Here is a 20,640-nt window from a genome sequence, read left to right as displayed (position 1 = left end):
ATCATCCGGGCGTTGTTGTTTGTATGGGTCAGTCAGGCAATGATTCGCGGCTGAAGGCCTGCACCTCCTGCACCAGACCGCGAGCCGCCATTTCCACCAGTTGCCGGCCCTTTTCCGGCGAAGCCTGGGCCGGATCCGAGCCCATGCGGCCATCGGGGTGACGGGCGCGGAAGTCTGCGGCTTCGCGGATCGGGCCCCAGTTGGCGATCTGCGGCGAGTAGTCGGCCGACTTGATGGAATCGGGATAGGCCCACTGGGTCACGGCGATTTCCGAAGGCGTCGCATGAATGCCGTGGCCGGTCGGGAACTGGTCACGCGCCAGCTCGTTCACGCCTTCCAGATCCCACCAGTTGCAGAGTTTCAGGGCGAACCCGGCCTTGCGCCGGGCAAAACTCGCCTCGGCGTACAGCTCCGAAAACGCCGCTTCGATCGAGGCGATGTTGCCGCCGTGGCCATTGAGGAAAAAGATCTTTTCAAAGCCGTGGGCGGCCAGCGAACGGGTCCAGTCCGCGATGGCGGCGATGAAGGTCGAGGGCCTGAGCGAAATGGTGCCAGGGAAACCGAGGTGATGTTGCGCCATGCCGATATTGAAGGTCGGGGCGATCAGGATGTCTGCACTTTTCTGCGCTTCATGGGCGATGATCTCCGGGCACATCCAGTCGGTGCCCAGCAGGCCGGTCGGCCCGTGCTGTTCGTTGGAGCCGATCGGGATGACGATGGTGCGGCTGCGTTCGAGGAATTGGGCGATTTCGGACCAGGTCGATAGGTATAAAAGCATCAGGATTCTCACTCTTCGAAGGTTCCTCGCGGAACGAGGGTTGGCGTTCAATGCACCTGCAACAGCAGCGTCATTGATAACACCCGCCTCCCTTCGACGACAGAATACAAAGGTATCGGAATCGCCAAAACGTCCTAGTCGCGGACGAGAAACTCACGGGGCGATTCGCCCATCACCCGTCTGAACATTGCGCTGAAGGCGCTTTGGCTGGCATAGCCCAAGTCCCGGGCAATCACCCCGACGGATTGCCCTTTGTCGAGCCGGTCGATGGCGGTCGCCAGCCGCACCTGCTGCAGCCAGTGGCGGAAATTCAGGCCGGTTTCATTGACGAACAGGCGAATCAGCGTGCGCGAACTGGCGCCAACCCGGTCTGCCCAATAGTCGATCGAATGGTCTTGTCCGGGGTCCTGCAGAATCGCCTCGCACACCGTGACCAGTCGCCTGTCGACCGGCCACGGCACTTCGATCGGCAACGTCCGCGCCGCCTGCAGTTCACTGAGTATCAACGCCACAATGTGCGCGTTGCGCCCTTCCTGCGGGTATTCGATCGGCTGGTCGGCCAGGGCCAGAATCAACTCGCGCAGCAGTCCGGGGATCTCCAGCACTTTGCAGTGATCGCCCAGCCCGGCGCAGACCTGCGGCTCGATGTAGATCGAGCGCATCCTGACCGCGCTCAGCATCAACTGGTCGTGGATCACCCCGGGCGGAATCCATAACGCCCGCTTCGGCGGCAGGATCCACAACCCGCGCTCGGTAGCCACCCGCATCACGCCGTTCGAGGCATACAGCAACTGCCCGTGCCGATGCACGTGCGGCTCGTTGTATTCGCCGGTGGCCTGATCGCGCACCAGCACGGTCATCACCCGCGGCACATCCTGATAGTCGGGATAACGTTCGCTGCGCGGCGCGGACTCACGCCTGGCGACGACCTTGCGCACCTCTTGTTTCATCGCGTGGAGTCTCCTGAAATCAGCCCTTGATCGTCGTAAGGCGACGATTGTCACTTTGGCGACAAATCCTGGCATTTGCCATGGCCGGCCCATTGTTAGCCTTGCGCTCATTGTTCATCAATGAGGCTTTTCCCATGGCAATCACCCGCAATCTCTCCAGCAGCCAGCAGGGCATCACGGCGGTGATCGGCCTGTTGATCCTGTCCATCGCCCTGCGGCCGCCGATCATTTCGGTGGGGCCGATCCTGCTGTTGATTCAGCAACACTTCCAGTTGAGTTACACCCAGGCCGCGCTGCTGACCTCGATCCCCGACGTCTGCATGGGCGTGTTCGCGCTGGTGGTTCCGAGCCTGGCCAGACGCTTCGGGATCGATCGCAGCGTGGTTGTCGCACTGACGTTGCTGGGGGCCTCGACCTTGTTGCGGGCGCTCTCGCCGAATGCATTTTTCCTGCTCGCCAGTACATTTTCTGCCAGCGTCGGCATTGCGGTCGCTGGTGCAATGACCGGCGCGTGGATCAAGACTCACTTTGCACAACGACCGGCACTGTTCATGGGCATCTATGCCGGCGGACTGAGCCTGGGCGCGACCCTCGCGGCAGTGTGCAGCGCGCCGATTGCCGAGCTGGCGCAGGACTGGCGGGTCGGCGCCGGGTTCTGGAGCGTGCTGTGCCTCACCGCCATCGCCAGTTGGGTGTGGATGGCGCGGCTTTTTGCGACCCCGGCGCCAGCAGTGAAATCGCCGTCGCACCAGAGCAAGCGCCTGCCGTGGGGCAATCCGCAGGCGTGGCTGATCGCGTTGAATTTCGGTGCCGGTCAATTCGTGGTCTACGCCCTCTTCGCCTGGATGGCGCCAGCGTCGGTGGAAGCGGCCACGTCGAGTGTGTCCCCGGGCATTCTGCTGGGTATTTTTACGGCGGTGTTCGCCGTTGCCAGCGTGGGTGCGGGGCTGATTCCAGGCAAGGCCCACGACCGGCGCGGCCTGCTCGGGTTGTCGGCGTTGCTGGCCCTGCTGGGGCTGGGTGGCATGGCGTTCCTGCCGGGGTACTGGCCGATGCTGTATGTGGTGCTCGCAGCCATCGGGCTGGGCATGGGCTTCACCGTGGCCATGACCTTGCCGCTGGATCACGCCAGCACCAGCGAGCAGGCCGGATTGTGGACGGTGTTCATGCTGTTTATCGGTTACCTGATCGCCGCGCTCGGGCCGTTGCTGTTCGGTGCTTTGCGCGAATACGCCGGACACTATGGCCCAGCGTACACCTTGCTGTTCGCGGTTCTGCTGTTGATGCTCGGCATCACCCCGCTGCTCAGAGTGGCACCGGCAGCATCGCCACAGGTGTCCGCTGCCTGAGCGGGAAGTGACAGACCTGCGACGCGCCTCGGCACGTCGCAGGGTTTCAGTTGGCCGCAGCGGCTTTCTCAATCAATCGGGCCACCGGTGCCGGGTTCGACACCATCACCACGTGAGAGCCGCCCTTGACCACCTCCACTGCCTTGGCATCCGCACGCTGGGCCATGAACGCCATCGCCTGGGGCGGGATGTTCTTGTCCTTGTCGCCGTAGATGTACCACGACGGAATGTGCTTCCAGGCAGGCGTGCCGGCCTGCTCGTTCAGCGCCGCTTCGGTGACCGGGCGTTGGGTCGCGGCCATCAGTGCCGCTTGTGCAGCCGGGACATCGGCGGCGAACTGATCGTGAAACCTGCTCTGCTGGATGTACAAGTCCTTGCCGCCATCGGCCAGCGCGACGGGCGCCGCCAGTGTCGGGCCGAGGGTACTGCCGGGAAACTTGCCGGCGAGTCCGGCAACGGTTTCGCCGGCCTCGGGCGCAAAGGCGCTGACATAAACCAGCGCTTTGACATTGGCATGATCGTTGGCCGCCTCACTGATGACGTTACCGCCATAGGAGTGACCGACCAGCACCACCGGCGTCTGGATGCTGCTCAGCAACGCCGATACCGCCGCGCCATCGCTCTTGACGCTACGCAATGGATTGGCGGCAGCGACCACCGTGTAGCCATCCTTCTCGAGAATTTTCGCCACGCCGTTCCAGCTCGATGCATCGGCAAAGGCGCCGTGCACGAGTACCACGGTCGGTTTGGCGGATTGGCCGAAGGCACTCACGCCCAGGCACAGCCCGGCAGCGAGGGTCAACGCAGTCAATGTTCTTTTCATGTGACAACTCCTTGTATGACGGATCAGGGGGCGTATCGGGTAAAGACAAAATCGTGGTTCTGCACCCGCGCCTGATGGCAGGCGAAACAGGTCTGGTGCTGGGCTTCATCGGCGGGTTTGCCGTTGATGAAGCGGCCGAATCCCCAGCCACCGGTCGCGGCGTATTTGCGCGAGTCCTTGACCATCACCTGAACGGTGGTGGCCGCCCCCGGAATCGAGGCGGGCTCGAACTCCGGGGACTGCACGTGTTTCCACGCCAGCTTGACCAGCACCGTGCCGTCGGGAAACGGCAGCGTCTTGCTCTGGTAAGCCTTGATCGCCCGGTCATTGCCCAACACCGCGCGCAATTCATCCAGCGGCGCGGCTTCCTGGGCCGGGGCAATCAGCGCCCACTGGCGATAGTTTTTCGGCAGCTTCACGCCGTAGATCGGGGAGGCGTCGCCGTCATCGGCCTCGCCCAACGCGACACCGGTGGCGGCCAGCGCGGCAAATGCAATGGCCGACGGCAACACCGCCCAATGGTTGAGTTTCATCGTCGAATCCCCTCAGGCCGGCAATCAGAGATGATCGGCATCGATCACCGCCTGAGCGAACGCCTGCGGCGCTTCTTGCGGCAGGTTGTGGCCGATGCCACCGCTGACCAAGCGGTATTCGTACTTGCCGGTGAAGCGCTTGGCGTAGGCCTCGGCCGGTGGATGCGGTGCGCCATTGGCGTCGCCTTCCAGGGTGATGGTCGGCACGCTGATGGACGGGAACGCCGCCAGTTTTTTCTCCAGCGGATCGTATTGCGCTTCCCCTTTGATCAGCCCCAGACGCCAGCGGTAGTTGAAGATCGACACGGCGACGTGATCCGGGTTCTGCAACGCGGCGGCGCTGCGGTCGTAGGTCGCGTCGTCGAAGTTCCATTTCGGCGACGCCAATTGCCAGATCAGTTTCGCGAAGTCATGGGTGTTTTTCTCGTAACCCAGACGACCGCGCTCGGTCGCAAAATAGAACTGATACCACCACTGCAACTCGGCAGCCGGCGGCAACGGGGTCTTGCCGGCGTCCTGGCTGCCGATCAGGTAACCGCTCACCGCCACCAGCGCTTTCACCCGTTCCGGCCAGAGCGCGGCGACGATATCGGCGGTGCGAGCACCCCAGTCATAGCCGCCGAGCACGGCCTGCTTGATTTTCAGGGCATCCATGAAGTCGATCAGGTCTTTCGCCAGCGCCGCCGGCTGGCCGTTGCGCACGGTTTTGGCCGACAGAAAGCGCGTATCGCCATAACCGCGCGCATAGGGAATCAGTACCCGATAGCCTTTCTGCGCCAGTGCCGGGGCCACGTCGGTGTAGCTGTGAATGTCGTAAGGCCAGCCGTGCAGCAGGATCACCACCGGCCCGTCGGCGGGGCCGACTTCGGCGTACGACACGTCCAGCAGTCCGGCCTTGACGTGTTTCAGTGCGCCGAATGAAACGGTGCTGCCGGCGGTGATCGCGTCGATCTTGCCGCCGGGTACTTCGGCGGCGCTGGCGTGTGCCGAGGCGATGCCCAGCGCAATCGCCAGCATCGAAACGGCGAGCACGCGCCGGGATTGAGTTACAGCGTTATGGTCAGTCATGCCGAGTCTCCCTCGAGAACCGCCAGACGGCGGTTCCGGGCTTTGGTTGAAGGGCTTGCGTTGAAGGGCTTAGCGTTGAAGGAATTGCCGGTTGAAGGGCTAGCGCGCGGCCTGAGCCGCAGTTTTCTGCGCAGCCGCGCGCAGTGGCCGGAAGGCTTCGCGCAGTTCTTCGCTGAACAATTGCGGTTGCTCCCATGCCGCGAAGTGACCGCCCTTGCCGACTTCACTGAAGTAGGCCAACGATGGATAGGCCCGCTGCGACCAGACTTTCGGCGCACGGTAGATTTCGTGGGGGAACACGGTGATCGCGACAGGAACCTTGATGTCCGCGGTCTTTTGCGCGGCGGCACTGAAGTTATTGTTGTTGTTCTCCCAGTAAAAACGGGAGGACGAGGCGCCGCTGTCGGTCAGCCAGTACAGGCTGATGTCATCAAGCATTTCATCGCGGCTCAGCACCTTCTCGGGCTGACCGTCGCTGTCGGTCCAGGCGGCGAATTTTTCATACATCCACGCCGCCGTACCGGCAGGCGAATCCGCCAGCAGATAACCGATGGTCTGTGGTCGGGTCACCATCATTGCGCCATAGGCCGCGTTGCGCCCGAAGAACTTGCTGAGCGAGTTGAACGCCGTCAGTTCCGGGCCGCTCAGCCCTGCCGGAGCGGGGTCTCCGCCATTGATCGGCTTGACCAGTTCCGGTGGCACGGTGGCGGGCATGTTCAAGTGAATGCCCAGCAAACCGGGCGGTGCCAGACGGCCCAGCGCATCAGAGATCACCGAACCGTGGTCGCCCCCCTGAGACACGTAGTCGGCGTAACCCAGGCGTTTCATCAGCACATCCCAGGCCTTCGCCACCCGGTCCGGGCCCCAGCCAAGCTCGGTCGGCTTGCCGGAAAAGCCGTGACCGGGAATCGACGGAATCACCACGTCGAACGAGTCCTCTACTTTGCCGCCATAGGCCACGGGATCGGTCAGCGGGCCGATGGTCTTGAGGAACTCGAATTGCGAACCCGGCCAGCCATGGGTGAGGATCAGCGGCATCGCGTTGGGGTTGCGCGAGCGCACGTGGATGAACTGAATGTCGACGCCATCGATCGTGGTCACGAACTCCGGCAAGGCATTGAGTTTCGCCTCTGCCTTGCGCCAGTCATAACCGCTGCCCCAGTACTTCACCAGGGCCTCGACCTGCGCCAGTTGCACACCCTGGGACACGTCGTTGACCGTTTCCTTGTCGGGCCAACGGGTGTCGGCGATGCGTTTGCGCAGATCAGTCAATTTCGCTTCATCCACATGAACGTGGTACGGGCGAATGGCTTGCGACTGATCGGTTGTCGGGCTGGTGGCCCAGGCGCCGCTGCTGCCTGCCAGCACGGCAAGGCCCAGGGCCCCTCTTCTGATGGCTGACGCCAGGCAATGGCGCCATGTGGAACCGCACGTAACCGCAACCATGTTGGATCTCCTTGTAGTCATTATTCGAAAGGCATCGCCAATCGGATCAGACCACCCCGCCACCCTCGCAGCGATTACACGATGGTGTCGGTCGATACCTTGGTATGACGCGCAAAATCGCGCTCGAATTCAGCAGCGGTTAACGGGCAAAATGCGGCGGGGATACGGCTCGGCGAGCCGGCCCATTCGAATGACCTGGCAGAACAAGGATTGCGGATGCGTGGGGAAACAGCGCTCGAACGCCCGTGCGGCACGTCATCGACCACTTCGCAGTGGTGGGTGATCGGGCTGTGCATGCTGTTCAACGTGATCGACGGCCTGGACGTAATGGCCATGGCCTTCACCGCCAGCCGGGTGTCAGCGGAGTGGACGTTGAACGGCGCGCAAACGGGCCTGTTGTTGAGCGCCAGCCTGGTCGGGATGGCGCTCGGATCGCTGCTGGCCGCGCCCAGGGCCGACCGCTTCGGGCGCAGGCCGTTATTGCTCGCCGGCCTGCTGCTCGGCGGACTGAGCATGTTGCTGTCGTTCTGGAGCCAGGATCATCACGTATTGATGCTTTTGCGACTGTTGACCGGCATAGGCACGGGGGCGGTGCTGGTGGGGGCGAACGTGCTGACGTTCGAGCACGCCAGCGCGCAGCGGCGCAACCTGGCCATCGCGTTGCAATCCCTCGCCTTCGCCATGGGCGCCAGCCTGGGCGGAGTGCTGGCTCACGTATTGAATGATTTCATGGGCTGGCGGTATGTCTTTCTCGCGGGTGGCTGTATCACGCTGGCGGCGGCGTTGGCGGGCGTCTTCTGGCTGCGAGAGTCGCCGTCATTTCTGGCACTTGAACGCCGTGGGCCTGTCACGCCAGCGTCGCCAGACAATGCCCGCCGACCGTTTTCGCCGGGTCAGTGGCAACAGACCACGTCGCTGGCGCTGGCACTCTTTCTGTTGATGTTCTGCTTTTACTTCGTGATGAGCTGGACCCCGAGTCTTCTGGTGCACAACGGTTTTACCGATCGGCAAGGCGCGCGGATCGGCGTTCTGTTGGCGTCGGGGGGCATGCTCGGCGCCCTGTTGCTGGGACTGGCGGCCAATCGGTATGGCTGCCGGCGATTGTCGTCGGGTTTCCTGCTGCTCAACGCCGTCCTGTTGCCACTGATGGTGCCAGCCTCGCACGTGCCCGGTCTGGCCGCGCTCGTGGCCGTCACGCTTGGCCTGATGCTCAACGGTGCGGTCGCCGCCCTGTATGTCCTGGCCCCTCAAGCGTTCTGCACGTCAGTCCGTACGACCGGCGTCGGCGTGGTGCTGGCCATGGGGCGCCTGGGGGCGATCATTTCGCCGATAGTCGCCGGTTTTCTGCTGGATGCCCGATGGACCGCGCAAGAGCTGTTCACGTTCTTCGCCGGCAGCCAGCTGTTGGCAGCGCTGCTGATCTGGCGTGGCACTAAGGAACAATGATCAGCTTGCCCGTCGTATTGCGCGACTCGATATCGCGATGGGCCTGCTGCGCGCCGTCCAGAGAATAACGCTGGCCGATGAAGGTTTTCAGTTTGCCGGTGCTGACCCACGCGAACAGTTGCCGGGACTTGTCCAGCAGGAGCTCGCGGCTGCGCACGTAGTGCATGACCGAGGGATACGTCAGCTTGATACTGCGCGGCACGCTGAAGATATCGATCGGCGGGACCGGGTCCATGAACGGCCCGTACAAGGCCAGGGTGCCGAAATGGTCCAGCAGGCTCAACGATTCGGCGAAGCCCTCCGCGCCCGTGCCGTCGTACACCACATTCACTCGCTGCCCCTCCGTCAGGCGCATGACCTGTCCGGCAATGTTGTGCGAACGCCCGATCACTGCGTAGTCAGCCCCGGCCGCGAGCACCGCCTCCACCTTGTCGGCCTGGGACACCCGGCCAATGACCTTGCCGCCCCGCAGTTTGATCAACTGGGTCAGCATCAGCCCCACACCACCGGCCGCCGCATGCACGAAGGCCACGTCACCCGGCTGGATCGCATGCACCTTGTCCACCAGATTGCTGGCGGTCAGGCCCTGCATCATCAGGCTGGCGGCGGTGCTGAAGTCGATCTCGTCCGGCAACGGCACCAACTGACTGACCGGGGCGATCACCTGTTCGGCGTAGCTGCCCGGCACGTAATGCCAGGCCACGCGGTCACCGACACCGAACTCCGTCACCTGCGGACCGGTGGCCAGAACGACACCGGCGCCTTCGGCACCCGGCGTCAGCGGCAGCTCCCAGGCAGCGCCGAGGCCGCGACGGACACCGGTGTCCATGAAATTGATGCCCGCCGCCATGACGCTGACCAGGACTTGTCCGGGTCCCGGTTCAGCCAGTTGAATGTCTTGCACCGTCAAGACTTCGGGCCCGCCAAAGGCCTGGATCACGACTGCTTTCATTGTGTTTTGCCCTGCTACAGGGACGACCTGTCCTGCTGCCGTTCGGGTGGCAGGAGCGCGGACGTCACGTTGTCTTCATTCAATCGTCGGAAGACGTTGAAACCAGCGCCAAGGGTGGCCGGGTGGTGTATCCGCGCAGTTTCGCGAACAGGCTCATTTGCATGCTTGTGTGGCTTGAGGGGCCGTAGATACAGTGGCTTACAAAAGCCCCGGGCGGTCTGTGACGCGCATCGCAATGCGTGAGGGCGGCCGATATTCGCGTAAAGCGACACCAAAGTATGATGGGCGAGTGCCATCAGAAGGCGCATCTTTGTTCAACGGTGACTGCACAATGAGAATCGACATGGCGAACGAGCGGGAGCGCGTCATCGAAGACGGTCCAGGCCACGTCAATGACAGGGGCCTGCCAATGCCTGAGGCCGACTCGATCATCGACAGCATTCCGGCCATGGTCGCCTTCATGACACCGTCCGGTGAGCTGGAGCAGGTCAACCGGCAAATCCTGGACTACATCGGCATCCCGCTCGATGAGCTGAAAAACTGGCAGGCCAGCGACACCCTGCACCCGGACGATCTGCCATCGGTCAGCGCGGCGTGGATGCATTCGGTCGGCACCGGCACACCCTACGATATCGAGCATCGGATTCGGCGCGCCGACGGTGTCTATCGCTGGTTTCATGTGCGCGGCCTGCCGGTCAGGAACAGCGAAGGCAACATCACTCGCTGGTGCGTGTTGCAGGTCGATATCGACGAGCGCCGACGGGACAAGGTCTTGATCGCCAAAGCCCTCGCGGAGGTCAGCAGCTCGGAGGAACGCCTGCGCGGCATCATCGATGCTGTTCCCGGATTCGTCTGGAGCGCTTCGCCCGAAGGCAGCGTCGGATTCGTCAACCGGCGGTGGTGCGATTACACCGGCATGTCGCTTGAAGAGGCGTGCGGCGATGGCTGGGTGGCATCGATCCATCCCGACGACGCTCCCGGACTGGGCGGTTACTGGCAGGCGCTTCTGCACTCGGGCAATGCCGGTGAGTACGAGGCTCGCCTGAAACGCTTCGACGGCATTTATCGCTGGTTTCTGATCCGCGCCGTGCCCCAGCGCGATGAGGCGGGCCGGATCGTGCGCTGGTATGGCGAAAACACCGACATCGAAGACCGCAAACAGGCGGAAGCCTTTCTGGCCAAGGCCCGTTCCGAACTGACGCATCTGGCCAGAGTCGCCAGCCTCGGGGCGGTCACCGCGTCCATTGCCCATGAAGTCAATCAGCCGCTGGCCGGCATCATCACCAACGCCAGCACCTGCCTGCGCATGCTCGGAGCCGATCCGCCGAATGTCGACGGAGCCCTGGAAACCGCACGCCGCACCATTCGCGACGGTAATCGGGCCGCCGATGTGATCAACCGCTTGCGAGCGTTGTTCTCGAAAAAAAGCATCACCATTGAAAACGTCGACCTCAATGACGCCGCACGGGAAGTCATCGCCATGCTGCTGGGCGAACTGCAACGCAACGGCGTGGTGCTTCATCCTCGATTCGCCGAGGCCCTGCCGCCGGTCAGGGGCGACCGGGTCCAGCTTCAACAGGTGATCCTCAACCTGATCATGAACGCCGTCGAGGCCATGAGCAGCATCACCGGTCGCTCCAGAGAATTGATCGTCAGCACCGGCCAGGAGCAAGACCGGAGCGTTTATCTGGCGGTGAAAGACAGCGGCACCGGGGTCGATCCACAGGACATGGAACGGATTTTCAATGCCTTCTACACCACCAAAAGCTCGGGCATGGGGGTCGGTCTGTCGATCAGTCGCTCCATCATCGAACACCACGACGGGCAACTCCGGGCCTCTGCCCACGACGGCCCGGGTGCGACGTTTGCCTTTTCAATCCCGAATGCCGACAACCGCGAGGCCTGTGATCGCGTCATGGAGAATCACTGATGGGTAAGTACTTGCTCGTATCGGTTGTCGATGATGACGAGTCGGTTCGTGAGTCGCTGCCTGACCTGATCAGGGAGTTCGGATTCGCTGTCCAGGCATTCGCCTCGGCGCAGGGGTTTCTGGCCTCGCCTTATCTCGGCCTGACCGATTGCCTGATTCTCGATGTGGCCATGCCGGGCATGTCCGGGCCGGATCTGCACAAGGAACTGCTGCGGCGCGGCTATCGCATCCCGGTGATTTTCATCACCGCTCACGCCGACGCCAGCCAACAGGCAAAGCTGTTGAACACCGGTGCGGTGGAGTGCCTGTTCAAGCCCTTCAGTGAAGCGCAACTGATCAAGGCCCTGAGCGCTGCCCTGCCCCTCGACTGAACGCGAAGCGGTAAAGAAAAGGAATCGACATGTTGAACTCGAATCACACAGTGTCCTCCGGCCACGGAGCATTGCCGATGAGTGATGTCACGCCTGTGGTGTTCGTTGTGGATGACGACATCTCCGTGCGCGAGTCGCTGGAGCTGATGATCCGATGCGCCGGCTGGCAGCCACGACTCTTCGAATCCGCGCAGGACTTTCTCGCCGAGCCCCGCGCGCGGGTACCCAGCTGCCTGGTACTGGATATCAACCTGCCTGACTTGAACGGTCTGGATCTGCAGACGTCACTGGCTGACGAGCGCTACAACATGCCGATCATCTTCATCACCGGGTACGGAGACATTCCGCGCACGGTGCGGGCCTTGAAAGCCGGTGCGGTGGAGTTCCTGACCAAACCGTTCAACGAAGATGAGCTCCTGACCGCCATGGGCGATGCGCTCGAAGGCAGCCGTGCGGCTCTGGAGGGGGAAAAAGCCCTGCGTTCCGTGCTGGAGGCCTACAAGACCCTGACGCCCCGCGAACAGGAAATCATGGCCGCAGTGGTCAGCGGTCGTCTGAACAAGCTGATCGCCGCAGACCTCGAGATCAGCGAGATCACGGTGAAGGCCCACCGGGGCAAGGTCATGCGCAAAATGAAAGCCCGCTCGCTGGCAGATCTGGTAAAAATGGCGGCGCTGATCACCCCCGCGTGACGCGAAGGCTTTGCCAGAGGGTTTCCAGCCGGCGCAGATCAAGGGTGTCGAAGCCCTCCGAAACCTGCTCGCGACACGCGCCGAGCAACGCCTTGGCCTGCTCCGCCCTGCCCTGTTCCAGCCAGAGCCTGGCCAGATCCATCGAAGTCCTCAGCTCCCACGCCCAGGCCCCCTGATCGCGGCTCAGCGCGATGGACGCCTCAAGCAGGGTCTTGATGGCCTGGACATTTTCGCCATCGGTTTCCTTGAGAATTCCGGCCTTGATCCGCAGCAGTTCCGGTAACGCAAAGGCGTCGCCGCTCTGACGACAGTGATCGATGGTGCCGTCGACCAGCACCAGCGCCTTCGAGTATTGCCCACCCAGAATCAGGCCCTCGGCCAGCGCGATTTCAAACGATGTCGTGAGCAGTTCGTAGCGCATGCCATGCAGCCGCGCCAGGCTTTCCTCCAGCAGCGGCACCGCATCCCCAGGCTGTTCGGCGCGGATCGCAATCGCCGCCCGCAAGCCATGGGCGGCGGCGATGTAGGGGCCCAGGGCATTGGTCTCGGCCACGGCACTGAACCGTTCAAGGCTGGCGGCCGCTTTCTCCAGATCGCCGGTCCAGATGTAGATGCACAGAATCCAGACCATGGCGATGCAGTAGGTGACCGGATGCTGCAGCGCCGACGCTTCGGCTTCTATCAGCTCGGCCCAGTGCCGGGCCTGATCGGGAAAGCCCTGCAACCACAGCGAACGGGCCAGTGCCAGCCCGGTGCGATTGCGGTGATCGAAGCCGTAGTAGATGGTGTGGCTGGGATGGGACGGCAAACTGTTGCGCAGCGAGCGTTCCAGCTCCTGCCGCGCCAGACGCTGATCGCCCAGCAGATGATGGGAAATGCCGGTCAGCGATGAAGCAATCGCAATGGCTGCCGGCTGATTCAGGAGGTTGCCGACAACGGCTGCCTGCTCCGCCCACGCCAGCGAAGAAGGGAAATCACCAATGCGTTCGTAGAAAATCTGCAAGCGGCCAAGCAGCCTCAACTGCGAGCCGTGGTCAGCCAGCGCAACAGCGATGTCCAGCGCCCGGAGCAAGGCTTTCTCGGCAGCTTCGCTGTTGCCCTGAGTGAACATCAGCACCAGCCCGAGCGCCGCCTGCAGCTCCATTTCGGTCGACGTGCCGTAGTACCCCAATTCGAGCAGCTCCACGGCCCGGGCACACCAGGTCCGGCACTCGACCAGCAAGGAAAAATGCAGGAACAGAGGTGCACTCGCCGCTGCCAGGGGCAACGCCAGGCCCGGGTCGCCATGGGGCCCGAAGCTCCATTCCAGCGCACTGCGTACGTTGCCCAACTGACTGGCAAGGCGTGCAAAGTTGCGGAAAAACTCATCGGGCGAGTTGCCGGGATGGCCCAGCAGATCCATGTAATACGCCGCATGCCTGAAGGCCAGCGAGTTCACTTCTGTGTCGCCCCGGGCCGCCAGTTTTTCCCGGGCGTAGGCGCGTGTCATCTCGAGCAGCCGATAGGAATCCGTCGAATCACTGTGATCGACCGTGACCAGCCCCTTGCACACCAGATCATCGAGGATCGCCGCCACCGCAGGGCCTTCGGACTGGGACTCGGCAACCACCTGGGACGCCGCCTCTTGAGAGAACGGCCCGACAAACACCGACAACCGCTCCAGCGCCAGACGCTCCGGCGCCGACAACAAGTCGTAACTCCAGTCGAGCATGGAACGCAGCGTCTGATGCCGCGGTACTGCCGTCCGGCGCCCCGACCAGCCCAGTGAAAACCGCTCGCCGAGCAAGGCGTGCGTGGCCTTCAGCCCGTGGCTGGCAACCCGCATCGCCGCCAGCTCGATCGGCAGTGCCATGCCCTCCAGGCGCTGGCAGATGTCCGCGATCATTTGCCCGCCATCCGCCTCCAGCAGCAACGCCGCATTGCTCGACGACGCGCGTTCGACAAACAGTTTGATCGCGGCGAATGCCAGCAGCTCCTGAGTGGACAGGTGCCGGGACTCGCGAGGAAACTCCAGCGGATTGAGCCAATGCACGTACTCGCCACGCACCCGCAACGGCTCGCGACTGGTTGCCAGAATGCCCACGTCGGGCGCGCTGTCGCTGATCTGTTCCAGAAGGGTCGAAACGGCGTCGATCAGGTGTTCGCAATTGTCGATGACCAGCATCAGCCGCTGCTCGCGCAAATGCGCCAGCAACACGAACATCGGATCTTCGGCCTGCACGGCGATGTCCAGCGACCTGGCCAGTGCTGAAGGCACCAGCGTGCTGTCTTCCACCTGGGCCAGGTCGACGAAGCAGACGCGTTCGTAACCCTGGGCCGCGATGCGATGCGCCACTTCGATGGCGAGGCTGGTCTTGCCGACACCGCCGGGACCGACGAGGGTGAACAACCTGGGTTGCTGCAGATGATCGACGACCAGTTGCAGGTCGGTTTCGCGACCGATCAGCTTCGCCCGCGGCGGCAGGCTGCAGGCGGCCCTGAGATGCCCGGTCTCCGTAGGCGTCGGCTGAACCCCGGACAGTTGCCTTTCCAGCGGCGCCACGAAGGCATAACCCACGCCCACCTGGGTCGCGATATAACGCGCGTGCTCCTCGCCATCCCCGAGAATCCGCCGCAGGCCCGTCATGTGAAAGCGCAGACTGCCTTCGGCGACCACGCTGTCGGGCCACACCTTTTCGATCAGATCGTACTTGGACAGCACCCGCCCCGGCTGCTCGAGCAAGGCAATCAGCAGATCCAGCGCCCGACCGCCGATTTCCACCGGCACCCCGTTTCTGGTCAGCAGCCTTTTACCTGGAACGACGCAAAACGGCCCGAACACGAACCGGGTCATGAGTGATTCATGCAAAGCGTCTGGAATAGACTCCACGAGGGGCGATCTCACTGGGAAACGAAGGGGGCGTCGCCGGTTGCAAGCCACAGGCGCAGGCCCTTTGCATCATAGGAGTTTTGCACGGTCGTTCAAGCCTGACGCGTGCGGAGTGAGAACTTCTGCCGGTAATTTCGGCCCCTATGTTCGTAGCCCCCTTCGTTCGCAAATCGATGCCTGCGTCGAACTTCAGTCGCGATAGCGAGCAGCCGACTCACTGCGCGACAGATCAGGCATCAGCTTCTGGCGCGCCGCCTCGTAGGCATCCCAGTCGGCGATCTCGGGAAGTGCCGGAATGGTGACGAACTCGCCTTGGTCAAGGCCGGACAGCGCAGCGTCCACCATGTCGTCCGCCCGCATCACAATGGCCTCCGGCAGGTGCTCCAGCGGTGTGCCGGCCACGCTCCAGAATTCGGTGGCCGTCGCGCCGGGCAGCACCACCTGGATCCGGACATTTTTGTCCGCCAGTTCGTGACGCAAGGATTGGCTGAACGCCAGGACGAAAGCCTTGGAGCCGCCGTAAACGCCGTTCAACACCTCCGGGGCAATGGCCACGATCGAGGCGATGTTGATCAGCGTGCCGCCGCCACGGGCGACGAAGCCCGGGACCGCCGCGTAAGTCAGGCGCATCAGCACGTTCACGTTGAGCGTGAGCAAGTCGTCGAGCTTGTCGACGTCCGACTCCAGCAAGGGCTGAGTCGCACCGACTCCGGCATTGTTCACCAGCAGAGAAATGTTGGCGTCCGTTTTGAGGCGATCTTCGACCTTTGCCAGATCGGCCCGGTCGGACAGGTCGGCAGCCAGGACTTCAATGTGGCGGCCGGTTTCTTCACTCAGGCGCTTGGCCAGGACATTCAGACGATCGCGATTGCGCGCGACCAGAATCAGGTCATGGCCACGGCGGGCCAGGCGTTCAGCGTAGATGGCACCGATGCCGGACGAAGCGCCGGTGATCAGGACGGTGCCGAGGCGGGATTGAGTCATGTCGAATCTCCAGGGTTGTGGGAAGTACTGGAGAACAGAATGCGACGGCTTGGCCATATCTCAAATGACGTATATGGTATGGATTCAGGACATCCGAGAAATCATCATGCATCGTATCGGCTACTTGCTCACCGACGGTTTTCAGGTGCTCTCCCTGGCGACTCAAGCCGTTTTCGAGTTCGCCAATCAGATCGCCGAAGCGCCCTTCTACAGCATCGAAAACTTCTCGCCGGACGGCGGCATGGTGCGCTCCTCGCTGGGGCTGGCCATGGAAACCCGCCCGCTCGAGGCGCCCGGACTGGCCGACACCTGGATCGTTGTCGGGGTCAATGATCCGGAAAAAACCGACACTGCCTCTGCTGTGCTCGACTTCGTGCGCCAGGCCGGCAACCAGGCGCGGCGCACCGTCGGCATCTGCACCGGCGGTTTCATCCTCGCCGAAGCCGGCCTGCTGACCGGACGCCGCGCCACGACCCACTGGGCCTACGCGCAGGCCTTGCAGAAGCGCCATCCTGAAATCAGCGTCGACGTCGACCGCATCTATATCGTCGACGGCCCCTTCTGGACTTCGGCAGGCATGACCGCCGGCCTCGACCTCGCGGTCGGCATGGTGGAGAAGGATCTGGGCGTCGATATCGCCCGCTCGGTGGCGCACAAACTGGTGATGCACCAGCACCGCTCCGGCGGCCAGTCGCAGCATTCGGAAATGCTCGACCTCGCACCCAAGTCCGACCGCATCCAAAGCGCGCTGAACTATGCACGGCAGCATTTGAGCCGACCGCTCAGCGTCGAAGAACTGGCCGGCGTGGCGCACCTGAGCCCTCGCCAGTTCACCCGCATATTCAGTGCGGAAACCGGACAATCTCCCGCAAAAGCCATCGAAGGCCTGCGTCTGGAGGCCGCTCGATTGATGATCGAACAGAGCCGACACTCTCTCGATGTGGTGGCCAGCGAATCCGGTTTTCGTGATCGGCGCCATATGCGTGAAGCGTTCATTCGAGGATTCGGCGTGCCTCCGCAGGCAGTGCGGCGGGATGCGCGCCAAGTGGTGGTCAAGCGGACGGAAAGCGTAGACATCGCAGACTGACGAGGCCTCCCCTTTGTTCGAACGTTGAGAGGTGCAGAAAAAAATATGGCCGAGGTCGTCAGTTACACCTGACAACCTCGGCCATTTTCTTTCCGGCTATTGAGCGACAGCCATCAACCGATCACGTCTTCACCTCGACATGATCCAGCGCCTGATTCACCGCCAGCCCCGCGACCATCACCACTTGCGCAATGCCCAGCGCCGTTTTGCGGTGGCCGGGTTCCAGGATCGCGGCGAAGTTGCTGAGCATTTCGCTGGCGGAATCGAGGGATTCGCTGGCGTTGGCCAGGAGGGATTCGCTGTTGTAGGCGGGGTTGGCCAGGAACATGGGATCGTGCTTTGAGTGACTGCCCATGATGCGTTGTTGCGGGGTGAGGTAATGGTCGAGTGCGCGCTCGGCGGCTTCGTTGAGGGTTCGGGAATCGGGGAATTGGTAGGGGGAAACCGGGTCGGTTTCGGGTGGGTTGGGTGTTGGTTTGATCATTGATGTAACTCCAGGGTGAGAAAGTGGAGCCATCAACCTCGCTACCAAACGAGGGTGGTGGCCATACGGAGGTTGGTAGACCGGTCACCTGGATACCCGGCGCGCCCGAAGACGCCCTACGCATGGCCACCATAAAACAGAGGACGAAAGAGTCCCTGCAAACTGGTGTTGCGATGCGACAGGTAAACCGGGCTACCAAACCCGATCACTGTTTTTCAGTGACCCGGAAACGATAAAACCCGCGCCCTAGACGCACAAGCCGGCGGATTCTGGCGTAGTCGTAGGCAATGACGCAAGGTTGTGTAGCCTTAAGGAAGTAACGGTAGGTGTCTTTTAAACGGTTTTTTTTGGAGAGTTAAACGGGTGGATCTGGAGCGGCCCTCATCCTTTTTTTTGACCGGCTGCTTTCGGCCAAAAGCGGACGCTCAAACCAAGTCCGCCCTCGGCAAAATTCCTGCGAAGGTTGTGTGGCATTTGGCACATTCGAGCTGCTTAGGGTTTTCAGTACAATACCGAGCCAGTGGTTGGCATTGCACGCGAAAAAAACCATAAACTGGACTCAGCCGAAATCTTCAATCCGAAATCCTAATTCCCGTAAGTTGCACAGTGCGAGCACTTTCCTGTTGATTCATCTACCACATAACCTTCGCATTCTTTACACTGGATTTCGGAGAATTTTGCCAGATGACCACATACCACGCACTCCATCTCGTTATTAGTATTAATTTTTTCTTGCAGAGTATCAACAAACGAGTCCGTCCACTTCCCATCAAAAAACTCGCACTTAGAGAATACTTTGTAGCATGCAGAGCACGGCTCGGCGCTTAGTCTTTTGTCGTACTTGAAAAATCTTTTTGTATCTGACGGTTTCAGCTTATTGATAATCCACGAAAATTCTCGATGAATTGCCAGGCGGATATATGAGTCATTGCTCTGATCTTCGGAAAGCTTAACGCCATGTTCAGGCGAGCGATTCAAGTAACTTACTCTGGATTTTATCCAGCAATTACCACCCACGAGGTATTCGTGACACATCAATATTGAGCGAGCAAGCTCTGAAGGTTCTACTGAAAGCGTCTTGTCAACCGTATGCATAATTTTGTTTCTCATTGAACGCATGCCGTCAAACCATTGCTTGAACTCATCCGTTAGCCTTTCAGCTGAGAAAGTGTTATGCACCTTTAATAAATCTTGGGCATCCAGCGTTCTAAAATCACTAAAGCTTATATCATTTATTTCGCTTTTTTTGGGTAGGAGTCGAGCATCTAAGGATATTAGCAAATATGGAGATATCGACAATATTTTAGCCTTTAGGTAAAATTCTACAGCATTTTGCACCATGGCTAAGGCTGATGTTAGATCAGGTTTTGCAAATGTCCAATACTGATCTATGGTTTTCTGCTCAGATCCTAAATTCTCAAAGACCTCATGGTTTTCAAGAAGTTTTACCAGGCAGTTCCAAGCGCCGTTTATTAAGTTCTCGGCGGATATATAAAAATCGTTCGAATCGGGAATGTCTACTAACATATGATTAAGGTCTCGATCGAGGACTTTGATTAGAATAGTGGCGGCCAACTCACGCAATGAAGGAGCTTAGCGGATACACAGGTTATCGTGACTCCAGTATGTTATCCATCCGGCTAAGTGTATAGGCTGGAAGTGAAGAGGCTAAAAACCCGGCATTAACCGGGCTTTTTCTATTGATCGGACTTTACTCGGCGTTTTACAAAGTGACCGCAGATCTCAAATTCAAACTCCATATTTTTTGGTTTCGATTCGAAATCTTTAATTTTAGGCGGCGACGAGAGTGACTCTCGAGTTTTATATGTTTTCCTGTCATTGCGTATAATACGCATCAGAATTTCCTTAGAAATCTCTTGATTGCAGCGGTGGTCAATCCACCACATGACTCCTTTATCCTAGACCATTTCCCTGCTGTAGTCTTCTTTTGGGCGACGGACGTGCCAGTTCGGTCGATCTCCAGCAAGTATTCGTGGGTAGGCGTCACTTTGTGCCATCGACGTATGCCATCGTCGTTCTCATATACCCAATCGAGTGTTTTGTCGTCTATCTGAGCCAACTCATTCGCAACTTCAAGTGCCGATTTATACCTTTCATTGCGTTCGACCTTCAGACAGTTTTCCACTATCGATTTCAGGCGTGAGGGTATGTGTTCAAGCGACAAACGGCGGGGGAATGCTTCAGTGAGAATCCCATCTTTTAACTCATCAAAGGAGCCAAAGGCTGCTATTTGGGCATTAAATTCTGCTTCTCCGACAATGAGTCTATAAATGGTCAATCCCAATTGGTAAATATCATACTGGCTGGTAAATTCAGTTTCGGTAAAATACTCAGGTGCCATGTGCTTCGTATACATCTGAGCAGGCGTGGCCATGTAATTTAGTCCCATTGCTTTTGCTAGCCCAAAATCTGAAACTAATGCCTCTAGCCTGTCTGAAAGTAAGATATTATCGGGCTTGACATCAAAATGTATAAGACCTTTTGAATGTATATTATGAAGGCCGGAGCATATCTGAATCGAAAACCTGACTATTTCTCGCACGGTGAGGTTGTTGTTCTTTGAAAAATCTTTTAAAGAGCCATTCCTGTAAAACGGCAATGCCAGGTAAATGTTGCTCTCACACGCGCAAGCATATTGAATTTGAACAACGTGCGCATGGGCAGCCTTGTATAGCAATCTGGACTCCGCAAAAAAGGCATCGCTGTTTTCAAAGCTGCTTTGAGCCATTTCTTTAATAACTAGTTCGGCATCAAGATATTTATCGTGTGCAAGGTAGGCTCTAGAGTTTCTCCCGTCTTGACCGATCTCTTTTTTATACTCAAATTCGACTTCTGCGCGACTGTATACGCCGTACAT

The 20,640-nt window shown here is 60.2% G+C and carries 18 protein-coding genes; 6 read left to right on the top strand and 12 right to left on the bottom strand.

Annotated features, from left to right (window positions below):
* Window positions 1-28: 28 nt before the first annotated feature.
* The gene (locus M5B98_RS18290; RefSeq protein WP_115077463.1) at window positions 29-778 is read right to left on the bottom strand and encodes a creatininase family protein; all 750 of its coding nucleotides are present in this window, start codon (window positions 776-778) and stop codon (window positions 29-31) included.
* Between the two features lie 134 nt (window positions 779-912).
* Window positions 913-1,728, bottom strand: a complete 816-nt coding sequence (locus M5B98_RS18285; protein WP_248743536.1) for an AraC family transcriptional regulator — start codon at window positions 1,726-1,728, stop codon at window positions 913-915.
* Between the two features lie 134 nt (window positions 1,729-1,862).
* Here M5B98_RS18285 and M5B98_RS18280 point away from each other — a divergent pair, with 134 nt between their 5' ends.
* Entirely contained in the window at window positions 1,863-3,077 is a 1,215-nt protein-coding gene (locus M5B98_RS18280) for a CynX/NimT family MFS transporter (protein WP_248743535.1), read from the top strand.
* A gap of 46 nt (window positions 3,078-3,123) precedes the next feature.
* Here M5B98_RS18280 and M5B98_RS18275 read toward each other — a convergent pair whose 3' ends face one another.
* From M5B98_RS18275 to M5B98_RS18260, 4 genes are all read right to left on the bottom strand, one after another.
* Complete coding sequence (locus M5B98_RS18275; protein ID WP_248743534.1) at window positions 3,124-3,900, bottom strand: alpha/beta fold hydrolase; 777 nt, start codon at window positions 3,898-3,900, stop codon at window positions 3,124-3,126.
* 23 nt (window positions 3,901-3,923) lie between these two features.
* Window positions 3,924-4,433, bottom strand: coding sequence for a cytochrome P460 family protein (locus M5B98_RS18270; RefSeq protein WP_248743533.1), 510 nt, complete (start codon window positions 4,431-4,433; stop codon window positions 3,924-3,926).
* Between the two features lie 24 nt (window positions 4,434-4,457).
* A complete protein-coding gene (locus tag M5B98_RS18265; protein ID WP_412548543.1) occupies window positions 4,458-5,450 on the bottom strand; it encodes an alpha/beta fold hydrolase in 993 nt (330 codons plus the stop codon).
* Window positions 5,451-5,600: 150 nt separating this feature from the next.
* The gene (locus tag M5B98_RS18260; RefSeq protein WP_248743531.1) at window positions 5,601-6,947 is read right to left on the bottom strand and encodes an epoxide hydrolase family protein; all 1,347 of its coding nucleotides are present in this window, start codon (window positions 6,945-6,947) and stop codon (window positions 5,601-5,603) included.
* Window positions 6,948-7,163: 216 nt separating this feature from the next.
* On the opposite strand from M5B98_RS18260, the gene M5B98_RS18255 reads away from it, so the two are divergent.
* On the top strand, window positions 7,164-8,393 hold the full coding sequence (locus M5B98_RS18255) for an MFS transporter (RefSeq protein WP_248743530.1): 1,230 nt from the start codon (window positions 7,164-7,166) through the stop codon (window positions 8,391-8,393).
* On the opposite strand, the gene M5B98_RS18250 is transcribed toward M5B98_RS18255, so the two are convergent.
* Window positions 8,380-9,345, bottom strand: a complete 966-nt coding sequence (locus tag M5B98_RS18250) for a quinone oxidoreductase family protein (RefSeq protein ID WP_248743529.1) — start codon at window positions 9,343-9,345, stop codon at window positions 8,380-8,382. The genes M5B98_RS18255 and M5B98_RS18250 overlap by 14 nt on opposite strands.
* A gap of 343 nt (window positions 9,346-9,688) precedes the next feature.
* On the opposite strand from M5B98_RS18250, the gene M5B98_RS18245 reads away from it, so the two are divergent.
* The 3 genes from M5B98_RS18245 to M5B98_RS18235 all read left to right on the top strand — a co-directional run bounded on the left by M5B98_RS18245 (window position 9,689) and on the right by M5B98_RS18235 (window position 12,338).
* Window positions 9,689-11,275, top strand: coding sequence for a PAS domain-containing sensor histidine kinase (locus tag M5B98_RS18245; protein ID WP_248743528.1), 1,587 nt, complete (start codon window positions 9,689-9,691; stop codon window positions 11,273-11,275).
* A complete protein-coding gene (locus M5B98_RS18240) occupies window positions 11,275-11,646 on the top strand; it encodes a response regulator (RefSeq protein WP_114882339.1) in 372 nt (123 codons plus the stop codon). The genes M5B98_RS18245 and M5B98_RS18240 overlap by 1 nt, the downstream gene beginning before the upstream one ends.
* Before the next feature lie 77 nt (window positions 11,647-11,723).
* On the top strand, window positions 11,724-12,338 hold the full coding sequence (locus M5B98_RS18235) for a response regulator transcription factor (RefSeq protein WP_248743609.1): 615 nt from the start codon (window positions 11,724-11,726) through the stop codon (window positions 12,336-12,338).
* Here M5B98_RS18235 and M5B98_RS18230 read toward each other — a convergent pair.
* Together M5B98_RS18230 and M5B98_RS18225 are read right to left on the bottom strand one after the other, a co-directional pair.
* Window positions 12,325-15,207 carry an ATP-binding protein gene (locus tag M5B98_RS18230; protein WP_248743527.1) on the bottom strand — a complete coding sequence of 961 codons (2,883 nt, stop codon included), beginning with the start codon at window positions 15,205-15,207 and terminating at the stop codon, window positions 12,325-12,327. The two genes, M5B98_RS18235 and M5B98_RS18230, sit on opposite strands and share 14 nt — an antisense overlap.
* Before the next feature lie 189 nt (window positions 15,208-15,396).
* On the bottom strand, window positions 15,397-16,191 hold the full coding sequence (locus M5B98_RS18225; protein ID WP_248743526.1) for an SDR family NAD(P)-dependent oxidoreductase: 795 nt from the start codon (window positions 16,189-16,191) through the stop codon (window positions 15,397-15,399).
* 106 nt (window positions 16,192-16,297) lie between these two features.
* Here M5B98_RS18225 and M5B98_RS18220 point away from each other — a divergent pair, with 106 nt between their 5' ends.
* On the top strand, window positions 16,298-17,278 hold the full coding sequence (locus M5B98_RS18220; protein WP_248743525.1) for a GlxA family transcriptional regulator: 981 nt from the start codon (window positions 16,298-16,300) through the stop codon (window positions 17,276-17,278).
* Between the two features lie 121 nt (window positions 17,279-17,399).
* Here the strand turns inward: M5B98_RS18220 and M5B98_RS18215 are convergent, their stop codons facing one another.
* The 3 genes from M5B98_RS18215 to M5B98_RS18205 all read right to left on the bottom strand — a co-directional run bounded on the left by M5B98_RS18215 (window position 17,400) and on the right by M5B98_RS18205 (window position 20,640).
* Entirely contained in the window at window positions 17,400-17,762 is a 363-nt protein-coding gene (locus M5B98_RS18215; protein ID WP_192553329.1) for a DUF6124 family protein, read from the bottom strand.
* Between the two features lie 585 nt (window positions 17,763-18,347).
* Window positions 18,348-19,289 (bottom strand): hypothetical protein, encoded by a 942-nt coding sequence (locus tag M5B98_RS18210; RefSeq protein ID WP_248743524.1) that lies wholly within the window; start codon window positions 19,287-19,289, stop codon window positions 18,348-18,350.
* Between the two features lie 328 nt (window positions 19,290-19,617).
* Entirely contained in the window at window positions 19,618-20,640 is a 1,023-nt protein-coding gene (locus tag M5B98_RS18205) for a serine/threonine-protein kinase (RefSeq protein ID WP_248743523.1), read from the bottom strand.

It is taken from the genome of Pseudomonas sp. MWU12-3088, from assembly GCF_023242405.1.
In the GTDB taxonomy this organism is placed as follows: Bacteria; Pseudomonadota; Gammaproteobacteria; order Pseudomonadales; family Pseudomonadaceae; genus Aquipseudomonas; species Aquipseudomonas kribbensis.
This window is presented reverse-complemented; position numbering and strand designations above follow the sequence as displayed.